Origin of the sequence: Bacillus sp. FJAT-27986 (genome assembly GCF_001685035.1) — a bacterium.
Taxonomy (GTDB): domain Bacteria; phylum Bacillota; class Bacilli; order Bacillales; family Pradoshiaceae; genus Pradoshia.
Genome location: NZ_MAYV01000016.1, coordinates 44,881 through 57,737 on the forward strand (window position 1 = coordinate 44,881; position 12,857 = coordinate 57,737).

A 12,857-nucleotide genomic window follows, 5' to 3' on the forward strand; every position below is an offset into this window, starting at 1 on the left:
TTATATTGATATATTAATAATACCCAGTTTGAATTTACTTAAATATATACACATTTAAATTAAATTATTTTTATATATCAGATTGATACTTAATATACATAAAACAAAACACCCACATTCAATAGTGGGTGTTCATAGTATCTCTTTATGTATGCTTTATTATTGAGCAGTGTATCCTCCGTCTACGACAATTTCCGCTCCTGTCATAAAAGTGTTTTCAATAGCGAATATGATTGCATGTGCAATCTCCTCAGGTTTACCCAAACGTTCAAGTCCTTTTGATAGCGGATGAAGTGATTTTAACATTTCGATTCCTTCTGCTCCTGCAACATCCTCATTTACCATACCTGTAATAACATAGCCAGGATGGACACTATTTACTCGAATGTTAAAAGGAGCAAATTCTAAGGCCATTGATTTTGTCATTAATCTTACTGCACCTTTACTAGCGTTGTAGAAACAAGCACCGGCTGAACCTACTAAGCCAAGAATTGAAGAAACGTTAATAACCGCCCCACCCATGCCTTGTGCAACCATCTGTCGAATCGCTTCACGGCTGCAATAAAATACACCATTTTGATTAACCCCTATGTATTTTTCGTATTCATCAGTTGGAAGATCTAGTGTAGAACCTCCTCCTCCTATACCTGCATTGGCAATCATAATGTCAAGGTGTCCATATTTTTCAACCACGTGTGACACCATATCCTTTACTTGATTTTCGTCTGATACATCTACTTTCAAAAATTCAACGTTTAACTCTTTGGCAGTTTGATTTCCCAACTCCTCGTTGAAGTCTGCAATAACAGGGATTCCACCTTTGTTGAGAATAGCTTTTACCGCTTCTTTACCAATTCCGTTTGCCCCTCCAGTTACAATAGCTACTTTACCTTTGATTTCAAACATACTAACTTCTCTCCCTTTTTCTTATTTAAATACTTTCTAAAGAAAGATTATTTGACCATTTATTATCCACAAATAGTAGAAATATTGCTTGATTTTTTGATCCCTGCATATAAACTTCACAATAGTAGACTTCAAGATAACTAAAAAGGGGCACAAACGCTTGGTGCTAATCTCCGTTTGTACCCCATTATATTGAAATTTACTATTCATATGGACTTATTCATGCTATCTATTACATCCGAAGAGAGATTCGAACTCCCGACCGACGGCTTAGAAGGCCGTTTATCTATGCCTTTACGTTATCTCGTTACTCCTCCCGCCCCACATTAAAATACCTAGCCTCCGGATGCGAAAAGACCATCGCGGAAACAGATGCTTCAGGATTCATCATAAATCCCTCTGTCAACTGAATTCCGATATCCTCTGGTTTCAGCAACCTGAATAGCTTTTCTTGATCCTCGAGATTCGGGCAGGCTGGATACCCGAATGAATAACGCTGACCGGTATACTTAGCACTCAATCGTTCTTTCATGGTCATATCGATAGAGTCATGGATTCCCCAAGCATCCCTCATAAGATGGTGGACTCGTTCAGCTAAGCCTTCAGCACATTCGAGTGCGAGTGATTGGATGACATGGCTCTTTAAATACTGTCCTTCTTTTTTCCATCCTTCTGCTATTTCTTTTATACCTTTACCTGCTGTGACAATCATCAATCCCACATAATCCTGTACACCTGACTCTTGGTCCTTCACATAATCAGATAAACACAGATAAGGCTTTTTGGACTGTCGCGGAAAATCAAATGTTTCGAGGACTTCATCCGGATTAGCTGGGGAACATATTTTTAGAATTTCTCCATCACTTTTTGCAGGAAAATATTGATACATCGCTGATAATTTAATCTGATTGTTTTCGAGAATCTCATCAACTATGGCTGCAAGTTCTAATAATTTTGGATTCTCTTCCTCAAACAACCGATCCACTTTCCCCTTCATCCCAAGGTGATGGCCAAATAACATTTGTTTATTCACATATGGGTACACCAGAGATAGTGGGTAATCCTGCAGAATATGCCGGTTTAAGTCCTCGGGGACTGGTATATTCTCTTGATCCTTCACTGTTTTATCACGGTTTTCTGTAACTTGAATATCCCTTTTCGTTTCAATCGAAATCACTGCTGCTTGCTCATTCGTTTCTGCCTCTAGCTGAGCGAGAAAGGATAGCCTTTTCTCATCGTCATGGAGCTGATTGATTAAATCGAGTCCATTCATGGCATCCTTTGCATAAAAGACCGGTCCATTATATTCAGGAGCAATTCGCCCTCTAGTAAATTTCCTGGTAAGAGCTGCTCCACCTACTACAATCGGAACATCAATTTCCGCTTCTCTTAAATCCTGAGCGGTAATAACCATCTGTTGGGCTGATTTTACCAACAAGCCTGACAAGCCAATAATAGTTGGGTTCTCATTTCGGACGGATTCAATCAAGGTTTGCGGAGCTACTTTAATGCCTAAGTCAACCACTTCATAGCCATTATTACTCATGATGATATCAACGAGATTCTTCCCGATATCATGTACGTCCCCTTTCACGGTTGCCAGCACCATTTTTCCTTTTGTAGACGTTGTACCTGATTTAGTCATCAATGGTTCAAGCTGCGAAACGGCTGCTTTCATGGCTTCCGCGCTTTGCAATACTTCAGCTACGATTAACTGGTTATCATTAAATAGTTCTCCAACCTTCGACATACCGGCCATTAATGGACCGTTGATGATATCAAGCGGCTCCATCCCTTTTTCAAGAGCTTCATCAATATCCTCCTTCAACCCGTCCTTTGTCCCTTCGATAATGTATTCAGGTAGGCGCTCCATTAATGGAAGTTTTTCTTTCGTTTCCTTTTGAACAGGCTTTTTTGTCCTATAAAAAGCAACAAACTCAGCAAGAGATTCTTCTGAGTTATGAAACAAAAGATTCTCTGATAATTTAACTTCCTCCTCAGGGATTAACGCAAATCGAGTTAATTTTTCTGTATTGACAATCGCATAGTCCAAGCCAGCCTTTGTACAGTGGTATAAATAAACGGCATTCAGGACCTCTCTTCCCTCATTCGGCAGTCCAAACGATACATTACTGATGCCTAAAATCGTTAATGTTCTCGGAAGCTCTTTTTTAATGGCCGCCAGTCCCTTTACCGTTTCCGCAGCTCCTTCCCGGTATTGTTCATCACCAGTACCAACCGGAAAAACAAGCGGGTCAAAAATAATATCCTCCGGTACGATTCCATACTTTTCTGTTAACAGTTGATACGATCTCTGGGCAACCTCCAGTTTTCGTTCTTCTGTTACGGCCATCCCTTTTTCATCAATTGTTCCAACAACCAAGGCTGCACCATACTTTTTTGCCAATGGAACAATTTTCTCAAAGCGTTCTTCCCCATCCTCTAAATTTATCGAATTAATGATTGCTTTACCCTGAGAATGGCGGAGTGCTTTTTCGATGACCATTTCATCGGTTGAATCGATAACAAAAGGCACCTTTATTTTTTTAGCCGCTTCTTTCATGAATTCTTCCATATCAGACACTTCATCGCTATCTGGATCAGCTAGGCACACATCTATTACATGGGCTCCTTTTTTGACTTGCTGTCTAGCAATTTCTGACGCTTCTTCAAATTTCCTGTCCTTAATCAGATTCTTAAACTTTCTGGATCCAATCACATTTGTCCGTTCACCTACAAATAAAGGTCTCATTGAATCATCATAGATTAAGGCATCAATACCAGAGACAGCATGATTACCCTGTTTGCCATTAATTTGCCTCGCTTCAATTCCGGTAACCGCTTCTTTAATAGCTCGAATATGATCAGGAGTCGTTCCGCAGCAGCCGCCAACAAGATTAATCCAACCTTTTTCGGCAAATTGCTTGATCTTCTTGCTTAGGGAGGAAGGCGATTCATTATATTGGCCATTTTCATCTGGTAATCCCGCATTCGGGTAACAGCTTACTGCAGCAGTGCTTAATTCAGATAAAGACCTGATATGGTCAGCCATGAACTCTGGACCAGTTGCACAATTAAGCCCGATTGCAAGAGGATTCATATGCTCACACGATATATAAAAAGCTTCAATGGTTTGACCGGCTAGAGTAGTCCCCATTGGTTCAATCGTTCCTGAGATAATTAATGGAACTTCCCTGCCTAAAGATGAGAATGCTCTTTTCATTCCAATATAAGCTGCTTTCACATTTAATAAATCCTGCGATGTTTCCAAGAGAAGCAAATCAACTCCCCCATCAAGCAGGCCCTTCGTTTGCTCTTCATATGAATCTGCCAATTGTTCAAAAGTGGCTCCGCCTGTTACGGATAAGGTTTTGGTCGTAGGTCCCATCGAACCTGCAACAAAGCGAGGGCTGTCAGGACTGTCAAACTGTTCTGTTGCTTTTCGAGCCAATTGAGCTGATTCTTTATTCAGCTGATATGCCAGGTGACCAAGATTATATTCATCCAGTACAATTGGAGTTGCCCCGAATGTGTTTGTTTCAATAATTTCCGCACCTGCTGCCAAGTACTCTTCATGAATCGATTGGATTACATCCGGGCGGGTTAGCGTTAAATACTCATTACACCCATCGTATTGTTCCCCGCCAAAATCATCCTCTATTAATTGATGCGCCTGAATCATGGTTCCCATTGCTCCATCTAGAATAACTATTCTTTCAGCCAATAACTCTTTCAATTTTTCTGTTCTCATGATAGATGCACTTCCTTATTTACAACTGATTTCTGTTCTTTGATGTACCGAACCAAATGCCCGCTTAATTCATATTTCATAAAAGGTGTAATAATATAGATACCGTTAAATAGTTCACTTGCCGCGTCCACTAATTCTTTTGAAATGGCAAAGCTTTCGCGAGCACAGGCTTCCTTATCCGTTCCGGCTCTTTCCATCGCCTCTCTAACATGAACCGGCAATGAAATACCTGGCACTTCATTATGTAAAAACTCTGCATTCCGGTGACTCGTTAAAGGCATAATGCCAATAAAAATCGGCTTTGTTATATGCCTGGTTGCCGCGTATACTTCCTCTAATTTTTCAATACTAAACACGGGCTGGGTTAAGAAATAATCAGCTCCAGCCTGAATTTTCTTTTCCATTCGCTGTACGGCTTTATCTATGTACTTTACATTTGGATTAAAGGCAGCTGCGATATCGAAATTCGCCCGGCTACCCAGCGATTTTCCTGAATAGGAGCGCCCCTCATTCAATTGCTTAACCAATGAAATCAGGTCCATTGAAGAAAGATCATATACAGAAGTCGCGCCCGGAAAATCACCAATTTTTGAAGGATCCCCAGTCACCACCAACACCTCTGATAATCCAAGGGAATGCATGCCCATTAAATGAGATTGCAAGCCAATCAGATTATGATCTCGACAAGTTAAGTGAACAAGAGGCACCGTATTTAACTTTGATTGTAAAATCGACGCTACCGCAAGATTGGATATTCTCGGTGACGCCAATGAATTATCCGCAAGTGTAATCGCATCGGCACCCGAATCTAATAGGTAGCGACTTCCTATTAAAAAATCCTCCAGGCCGAACGTCTTTGGCGGGTCCAACTCCACGATAACCGTCGTTTGTTTTTTTGCCTTACCTGAAATTGTATCTGGACCTTTTCGTTTATATTGAATGATTTCATATGATATAGGCTGATGCTTCGGCTTGGCTACAAAATCTTTCACCTTTACAGGATGAAGATCTTCGATTCCTTTACGAATGGCCTGAATATGGGCAGGAGTTGTACCACAGCATCCACCTAGCAGCCGGACCCCCTGCTTCACAAGCTGCCTTGAACTATTAATGAAATAATCCGCTTCTGTCGAATAGACATATCTTCCATCTGATAAATCAGGTAAGCTGGCGTTTGGATAAGCCGCATAATAGGTATCTTCCAATAAAGGTACTTCTTCGTATGAGCGAATCATATGATAGGGACCCATCCGACAATTGATGCCTAACACATCAGCGCCTGTTTTTTTCATAAGAGAAAACGCCTCACTGACATGCATACCATTTTGCAAAAGGCCTGTTTCATGCAGAGAAATATTCGCGATAAGAGGAAGATCACTCATTTTTCTAGCCGACTCTATTACCGTTAATAATTCGTCTAAATCATAATAGGTTTCAAGTAAAATGCCATCCGGCTTTTCTTCCAATAAAGCGGTCAGCTGTTCATCGAAATATCCCTTAATTTCCGTTAGTGTTAATTCTGATTTCCTAAAGCTCCGCAAGCCGCCAATCGTGCCGATGATGAATGTGTTTGGATCAGCCGCATCTTTCGCTATTTTCATTCCGGCTCTATTAATTTGAGAAACTTCCCTTTCGAGACCATAGCGCTTTAATTTATGAAAATTTGCGCCGAATGTATTCGATTGAATCACATCAGCACCAGCCTCAATATAACTTCTATGCATCTTTTTGATCTGATTGGGGTTTGTCAAATTAAGCTCTTCAAAGCAACTATCAATTCCAAATGAATATAAAAGTGTTCCACTCGCCCCATCTGCGACTAGAATTTTTTCATTTAACGTTTCCAGTAGTTTCACTGTCTTTCCCCCTAATTAGTTGGTTAATGTCTCTGATGAGGAAAACAGACTAATAGAAAAGAGCTTTCATCATGAAAGCCCTCTTTCCTAAGGTCTCTCATCTCTCAAGCATTGCTTGCTGGATTTAGCACCTTGGATTACCATCCAGGTTGCTGAGATTTCAACGGGCCAGTCCCTCCATCTCTCTAGATAAGAATATGAAATTATATATTTACTTAATTTACTATAAATTTTCAGTTATTTCAATCTATTTTGATAATTAATCCAAAAGAGTTAACGATTTAGTATTTTGGGTATGTATGGGGTAGGAGTGATGTTAGATGAAGGAAATAATAACGAATCAGTTTAAAAATCCAACTGGTGTCCTCGGAAAGATTGCAGGTAAAATAATGGCCTATGAAAATGAGGAATTATACGAATGGACATTTGATCAATTGACTATTACCCCAAATGACACACTGCTAGAAGTTGGTTTTGGCCCAGGTGAAGGAATGCACATGCTTTTTGAGAAGTACCCTACCATCCAAATAGATGGTGTCGATCCATCAGAAGAAATGGTGAAAAATGCGAGCAAACGAAATCAAGAACAACTCAACCGCAATCAGCTTCGTTTGTTTAATGGAACTGTTCTCGGGATTCCCAATCCAATGGTGTACGATAAAATATTTAGTGTAAATAGCTATCCATTATGGGAAGATCAAGAGGCTTGTATTCAAAAAATACATTCTTTATTAAAAGAAAATGGAAAACTGACTATAACCGTGCAGCCAAGGCAGGAAGAAGCAACCGAAGAACAGGCTCATGCCTTTGCCGAAGAGATTAGAGAGGTGCTAACTAATACAGGCTTTAAGTCTATTAAGGTTCAAACGAAACCACTCAAACCGTGCTTATCTATAAATGTCACAGCCATCAAATAGCCCTTTTTATGAATATTAGAAATTCCACTCAAGCTTAGACACTCTTTCTATCTGACCCTTTTCAACCTATAAAAACCATAAGCTCCTCCATCAGTTTTGATTGAATTTCTATTATTTAGGGTATATTATAAACATATACACATATATTAAAAAACCAGAGAGCTGGATACTCCCTGGTACAACTACTAGCGAGTGGTATGCAAATAGTTTAGTTCTTAGAGGAACCACCCTTATGCTTTGGTCGGCGCGGGGTGGTTTTTCGTTTGCCCTTTAGCTGAAGATTGGCGAATCGCGTGGCGATGCCGGCAGCAAGGGTCGTGAAAAAGATCATTGCTACATCTTTTGCCAGAGCTATTAGAAAATCCATAAGTATATCACCTCCCTTCTCCTTTATATAAGGAAAAGAAGGCGCATACCACCCGCACCAAGTAGTTGTATGAAAATTATACCATATATGTTATTGATAACATAATTGCTCTGGTTGTCTTTTTAAGGTAATTAAATATCTTTAATCCTTGCTAATGGATCTCTTTTATTTGCTCTCTGTTCACAAGTATTGTTGCTGATGACTTAAAGAGAGACAGCTTTTTTATTGTCGCAATTATTCAACTAATGCCCCATGTTTTTCTCCCTATTAAATTGATTTTTATCAATTCCTTATTCTTATGTAAAACTCTTTTTCGTTATCCTGAACCTTTACTGCCATAAGAAGTTCAACACAAAAAGGCATTCAACGATTATCACTTAATATTACCTTAATTAAAAATTATACTTTCTCTTCTTCAGCTATCCCAACATAACATCGTTAACCGATATTGCGGTTTTACCGCTACGTCTATTTCACACTGAAGTAACTAACTTTGGCTGCTGCATTAAGCGAAATGGGAACCCTATAAGAAAAGGAGCAGCCTAAGCAACCCCTTTTAAATAACATCAATAATTTCCCTTGTTCACAGGCCTAATAAGCACTCCTAATTTAACTATTAGTTTAAACACCCAATAAAAGAAAAAGAAGTTAAACAAAAAGCCAAACGAGACTAAAGAAAACAGCATTCCACCATGATAAACTAAAATATCAGCAGGAAAACCGAAATAATAATCACCAATACTCTTATCAAATCGATAACCTAAGGTAGGAACAACTACAACAATAATAGTTGATATAAGACTTACTATTGATAATTTTAGTTTTTGGGCATTAAATTTGTTGTTGTTTAAAAACGCAACTATTACTAAACCATTGATTAACAACCCAATAATCAAATCAATCATACTAAAATCCCCTTGTTTACTTATTCCAGAATTTTTCTTTATAAATTATTATAACAAATATTTCCTTAGAAACCTTTTGTTATTTTCAGACAGCCAAGATTTCCATAAAAAATAGCCGTCCATAAGCCATTATGGCTTATGGACAGCCTATTACGATTTCGAACCTTTTGTTTTCCGATATTCCCCAAACGTAAATACAGTAGCAATGATAGCAAGCCATGCACATCCTGCAATATACCCTGCAATTACATCACTCGGATAATGGACACCCAAGTAGATTCGGCTGTAGCCCATCGTTAAAATCATAAAAATACAAATCGCATAGACAGCCAATCTAATGGGCCAATTCTTCGTGATTCTGGTAGTTATGATCATAAGTGCGCCGTATAGGATAAAAGATGACATAGCATGACCGCTCGGAAAGCTGAAGCCATTTACCTCGATCAATGGATTCAATGTTGGTCTCTCCCGCTGGAAAATCCATTTTAAGTAATGGTTAACATAACCGCCCGATAATGTCGTGATGATTAAGAATATGACACTTAATACACGTTTTTTAAATAATAAAAACACAGAGGATAGGATAACCAATAGAATATTGCCATCAACTGATCCAAGATTAGTTATAAAGGTAAGTACTTTTGTGCTTAATTCATTAATACTCCCCTGCACAGCCTGGATGATTGTCATATCAAAATGATAAAGCTCATTCTCATTTATGTTCTCTGCAATATCTACGAATAGGATGGTACACACAATAAAGAGGGCGATTAATACGAAAAAGGTGATTACATGAACATTTAAAAAGGTATTCGTCTGCTTCTTCATTTCTGCCCTCCTATTCTAATATGTATCAGCTCAGCCTATTTTAGATTCTACAAATGCTTTAGCATGTTGTTGGAATGCTGAATAAGCATCTGCCTCTTCTTTATAGACTTTCCTTTCTCCAAAGCTAACATGTAGTGTATCCAAATTTAACTGAACAACCGTTTCATACTCATACGTTGCATTGCCAATCAAATCAATCCACGTTTCATCTGGCAAATCATGGACCTGGCATAGTACCATTCCGCCTGGATTATAGACGTGCAGAACTGCTTCATCAGCCAACTCATCAATCCATTTCGTAACAAGGCTTGAAGCTGACATTGCCGTTCCGCAAGCATCCGTAAAGCCAACACCTCGTTCAAATGTGCGAACAAAAATGGATCCTTCCTCCAGACGGGACACGAAGCTGACATTCACACCATCTGTAAACCAGTCATTCTCACCATTCAGCATAGTTGCTATTTTCTCTTGTTTATCCGAATGGATTACCTCTTTATCAACAAGACTGATCAGATGTGGATTTGGTACTGACAGGGTTGTGAACGTAAGATTCTCGTCAATAAACGGCAGTTTTTGATTGATGATTTCGTCCATTTCAGTATTCATGGGCAATGCACTCGTTGCCTTGATAACCGGAGATATTTCGACGCGGTATGTAGGGATATCCTTATACATGTCCGGCTCTTTCTTAACCTGCAGGGTGGCTTTCATCGTTTCTATCAGCAGGTTATTTTTCTTCAATTTTTCTTGAACATACCGACCTACACAACGGAGTCCATTCCCACACATGGATGCTTCTGAACCATCTGCATTAAAGACTCTCATTCTGGCATCTGAGGCCTCACTGTTTAACACAAAGAGAATTCCATCTGCTCCCTCTGTGCCCGTCCGCTTGCACATATTTATAGCCAATTGGCTTCGTTCTTCATCTGTTAATGACAGCTTGGTTTCCATTTCATCGATTAAATAAAAATCATTGTTAGAACCATGTACTTTAATTATCTTTATATCCATTCTCCTGCTCCCTTCAAACAACATTCTCTTCACTATTTCACCATTATAAAACATATTGTGCAACAAGCTAAAGTTTAGCGACGTTTATAGGAGTGGTCAGTGGTTTTGCTGCTGAAGGTAATCAAGGCAAAAGCAATAGCCTATTCTCTTTTCATCCTCTGTTGCTCCTTCCGTAAATGTCAGGAGAGGTGTATTGGGATCAAGAAAATGTTTACTGTAGTATGCCGGCATCCATCCGCAAGAATAATGTACAATTTTCCGCTTATCATATGTTTGTTCAACAATGAATTCAGATCCATGAAGGATTTCACCGCCATATTGCCGGATTCCATATGGGTTTGCCACATTGCTTGTACTTTTTTTTCCCAGTTGTTTAGATTGCTTATACCTGCCTAATTGTTCTTGCTCAGACGTTAAAATTTCAATATCCCCATTTAACCCAAAATGGCTTCGATACTCACATAATACATGGCCGTTGCTGTCAGATAAGATATATCTTCTCGGTAAAAAAATAAGCAATGAAGCTGGAATAATCCACATCCAAATATTTTCCCGTTTATCTTTAAGAGATCCAACCAGATTACCTTCTGGTGAGAAAATAGCCATATGAAGGGTCGGGGCTGGTAAAAATCCAAGAAAATATTGGCTGTTCGTCAGCGGTGAGCCTTCCTCATCAGCCACTTTCGCTTCCGGAAGTTTCTTCATTCTGCTTTTCAGTCTGAAATTACGATTGATAGAAAAAAGAACCAGCACTATAAAAGGACAGGTAACACACGCAGCTAATATGATATCGAATCCATTCAACCAGGCAAACAAAAAACAGAGAAGACCGACTACAAAGTATGCAACTAATTCTGCTGTATATATGCTATGAATTTTTTGGTAATAATGCTTAGTAGTCAAGGATTTTTCACCGCCAATTTTTTAAACCTGATAACCATCCATACATTCTATGCTGGACATGTCCAAAATAGTAACGGATTTAAAAAAGACCCGGCAGAAATAATGCCAAGGTCTTTAGCTATTGCTATTTCAATATTCGAAGTGTTAATGGGATTTGATAATATTCTCCAGAATATGCCTTTACAGCAGCCACTATTGTAAATATCAACACATATATTCCAATCAGCCAAGCAAGGATAAAACCAATACCGATGAACGCCAATATAAATGCTATAAAGGTGTAAATCGTATAGCTGATTAAAAAGTTTAAATATTCCTTACCATGGTAATCGATAAAATCTGAATCATTCTTTTTAATTAACCATATAACGAGTGGCCCAACCAGCACTAAGAAAAAACTGCTGACATAGATGGCTACTGCCCATAATTTATCATTTGTATTTTGCATCATTAAAACCTCCCGTATCTTTATATAAATTTATGCGATTCATTCAACATTTAGGTTTCAAAGCTTTCATGATTTCTTTTAGTTCTTCATACACTCTATACAGAAACTATAGACAAGTATAAAAATTTGGTTTTGTAACCTGCATGAGGAGGCTGGCTAATTTGTTTGAAGAATGGAAAGCAATAGTACTGGGGATCATCCAGGGTCTTACTGAATTTCTCCCTATCTCCAGTACGGGTCATTTATATTTAGGGAGACATTTATTCGGTCTTGATGAAGCAGGATTATTACTGGATACCCTGCTTCATACAGGGACACTTATTGCATTGCTGATCTTTTATGGGCATGAAATTATAAAACTTCTTAAAAAACCATTATCAAAAATGACATTCCTTTTGATAATCGGGACAATCCCTGCAGTATTAGCAGGTGTACTATTCAATGATTATTTTGAAGGCATTTCTAAATCCGGGGTTACAATTGGTTGGGAATTCCTTATAACTGGAATTGTTTTATGGTATGCAGATATTATGCCCAAACAAAATAAAAATTTAGAGAGCATTACTTATAAACAAGCGTTATTTATTGGAACTTTCCAGGCGGCCGCCATTTTCCCAGCCATCTCTCGATCCGGTTTTACGATGGCAGCTGGACTCTTCAGCGGGCTTAACCGTGAAACCGCTGCTTACTTTTCCTTCCTTCTCTCCATACCGGTAATATTCGGAGGAATATTATTTAAGAGTAGAGATTTATTGACAGGACCCGTCGAAGCAATTTCATTCCAAGGTTTATTTCTCGGTACAATTTTTTCTGCTATATTTGGTTATCTTGCTGTTTCCTGGATGATTAAATATATTAAAAATCATTCCTTAAAGCCTTTTGCTATCTATGTCATTCTATTGGGAGCTGTCATATTAATACTTCAGCACCTAAATATATTCTAACTTTATTTTTACGATAAA

Annotated in this window: 11 protein-coding genes, 1 tRNA gene and 1 riboswitch; of the genes, 2 read left to right on the plus strand and 10 right to left on the minus strand. The window is 38.6% G+C overall.

Features of this window, described 5'->3' with window-relative positions; all coding sequences use genetic code 11:
- Positions 1-159 precede the first annotated feature (159 nt).
- The 4 genes from A8L44_RS13150 to A8L44_RS13160 all read right to left on the minus strand — a co-directional run bounded on the left by A8L44_RS13150 (position 160) and on the right by A8L44_RS13160 (position 6,513).
- A complete protein-coding gene (locus A8L44_RS13150; protein WP_066107046.1) occupies positions 160-906 on the minus strand; it encodes an SDR family NAD(P)-dependent oxidoreductase in 747 nt (248 codons plus the stop codon).
- A gap of 239 nt (positions 907-1,145) precedes the next feature.
- Positions 1,146-1,215, minus strand: a tRNA-Ser gene (locus A8L44_RS19020).
- The gene (gene metH, locus A8L44_RS13155) at positions 1,214-4,657 is read right to left on the minus strand and encodes a methionine synthase (RefSeq protein WP_066107049.1); all 3,444 of its coding nucleotides are present in this window, start codon (positions 4,655-4,657) and stop codon (positions 1,214-1,216) included. The genes A8L44_RS19020 and metH overlap by 2 nt, the downstream gene beginning before the upstream one ends.
- Positions 4,654-6,513, minus strand: a complete 1,860-nt coding sequence (locus tag A8L44_RS13160; RefSeq protein ID WP_066107052.1) for a bifunctional homocysteine S-methyltransferase/methylenetetrahydrofolate reductase — start codon at positions 6,511-6,513, stop codon at positions 4,654-4,656. Before A8L44_RS13160 ends, metH begins: the two co-directional genes overlap by 4 nt.
- 94 nt (positions 6,514-6,607) lie before the next feature.
- A riboswitch (SAM riboswitch) is annotated at positions 6,608-6,709 on the minus strand.
- A 124-nt stretch (positions 6,710-6,833) separates the two neighbouring features.
- Here A8L44_RS13160 and A8L44_RS13165 point away from each other — a divergent pair.
- Positions 6,834-7,430 carry a class I SAM-dependent methyltransferase gene (locus A8L44_RS13165; RefSeq protein WP_066107055.1) on the plus strand — a complete coding sequence of 199 codons (597 nt, stop codon included), beginning with the start codon at positions 6,834-6,836 and terminating at the stop codon, positions 7,428-7,430.
- Positions 7,431-7,638: 208 nt separating this feature from the next.
- On the opposite strand, the gene A8L44_RS19025 is transcribed toward A8L44_RS13165, so the two are convergent.
- The 6 genes from A8L44_RS19025 to A8L44_RS13190 all read right to left on the minus strand — a co-directional run bounded on the left by A8L44_RS19025 (position 7,639) and on the right by A8L44_RS13190 (position 11,895).
- Positions 7,639-7,797 (minus strand): hypothetical protein, encoded by a 159-nt coding sequence (locus tag A8L44_RS19025; protein WP_175354299.1) that lies wholly within the window; start codon positions 7,795-7,797, stop codon positions 7,639-7,641.
- A 566-nt stretch (positions 7,798-8,363) separates the two neighbouring features.
- Positions 8,364-8,702, minus strand: a complete 339-nt coding sequence (locus tag A8L44_RS13170; RefSeq protein WP_066107058.1) for a hypothetical protein — start codon at positions 8,700-8,702, stop codon at positions 8,364-8,366.
- Positions 8,703-8,852: 150 nt separating this feature from the next.
- On the minus strand, positions 8,853-9,530 hold the full coding sequence (locus tag A8L44_RS13175) for a phosphatase PAP2 family protein (RefSeq protein WP_066107059.1): 678 nt from the start codon (positions 9,528-9,530) through the stop codon (positions 8,853-8,855).
- Positions 9,531-9,560: 30 nt separating this feature from the next.
- Positions 9,561-10,544 carry a diaminopimelate epimerase gene (gene dapF, locus A8L44_RS13180; protein ID WP_066107062.1) on the minus strand — a complete coding sequence of 328 codons (984 nt, stop codon included), beginning with the start codon at positions 10,542-10,544 and terminating at the stop codon, positions 9,561-9,563.
- 96 nt (positions 10,545-10,640) lie between these two features.
- Positions 10,641-11,447: a hypothetical protein gene (locus A8L44_RS13185; protein WP_066107065.1), complete on the minus strand. Its 807-nt coding sequence runs from the start codon at positions 11,445-11,447 to the stop codon at positions 10,641-10,643.
- A 124-nt stretch (positions 11,448-11,571) separates the two neighbouring features.
- Complete coding sequence (locus tag A8L44_RS13190) at positions 11,572-11,895, minus strand: DUF4870 domain-containing protein (RefSeq protein WP_066107071.1); 324 nt, start codon at positions 11,893-11,895, stop codon at positions 11,572-11,574.
- Between the two features lie 143 nt (positions 11,896-12,038).
- On the opposite strand from A8L44_RS13190, the gene A8L44_RS13195 reads away from it, so the two are divergent.
- The gene (locus A8L44_RS13195) at positions 12,039-12,839 is read left to right on the plus strand and encodes an undecaprenyl-diphosphate phosphatase (protein ID WP_066107074.1); all 801 of its coding nucleotides are present in this window, start codon (positions 12,039-12,041) and stop codon (positions 12,837-12,839) included.
- The last annotated feature ends 18 nt before the right edge of the window (positions 12,840-12,857 follow it).

Excerpts from the sequence above, each read along its gene's own strand:
- A8L44_RS13175 (WP_066107059.1), bottom strand. The coding sequence starts at position 9,530 with ATGAAGAAGCAGACGAATACCTTTTTAAATGTTCATGTAATCACCTTT.
- A8L44_RS13190 (WP_066107071.1), bottom strand. The coding sequence starts at position 11,895 with ATGCAAAATACAAATGATAAATTATGGGCAGTAGCCATCTATGTCAGC.
- A8L44_RS19025 (WP_175354299.1), bottom strand. The coding sequence starts at position 7,797 with ATGGATTTTCTAATAGCTCTGGCAAAAGATGTAGCAATGATCTTTTTC.
- metH (WP_066107049.1), bottom strand. The coding sequence starts at position 4,657 with ATGAGAACAGAAAAATTGAAAGAGTTATTGGCTGAAAGAATAGTTATT.
- A8L44_RS13170 (WP_066107058.1), bottom strand. The coding sequence starts at position 8,702 with ATGATTGATTTGATTATTGGGTTGTTAATCAATGGTTTAGTAATAGTT.
- A8L44_RS13195 (WP_066107074.1), top strand. The coding sequence starts at position 12,039 with ATGAGGAGGCTGGCTAATTTGTTTGAAGAATGGAAAGCAATAGTACTG.
- dapF (WP_066107062.1), bottom strand. The coding sequence starts at position 10,544 with ATGGATATAAAGATAATTAAAGTACATGGTTCTAACAATGATTTTTAT.
- A8L44_RS13165 (WP_066107055.1), top strand. The coding sequence starts at position 6,834 with ATGAAGGAAATAATAACGAATCAGTTTAAAAATCCAACTGGTGTCCTC.
- A8L44_RS13150 (WP_066107046.1), bottom strand. The coding sequence starts at position 906 with ATGTTTGAAATCAAAGGTAAAGTAGCTATTGTAACTGGAGGGGCAAAC.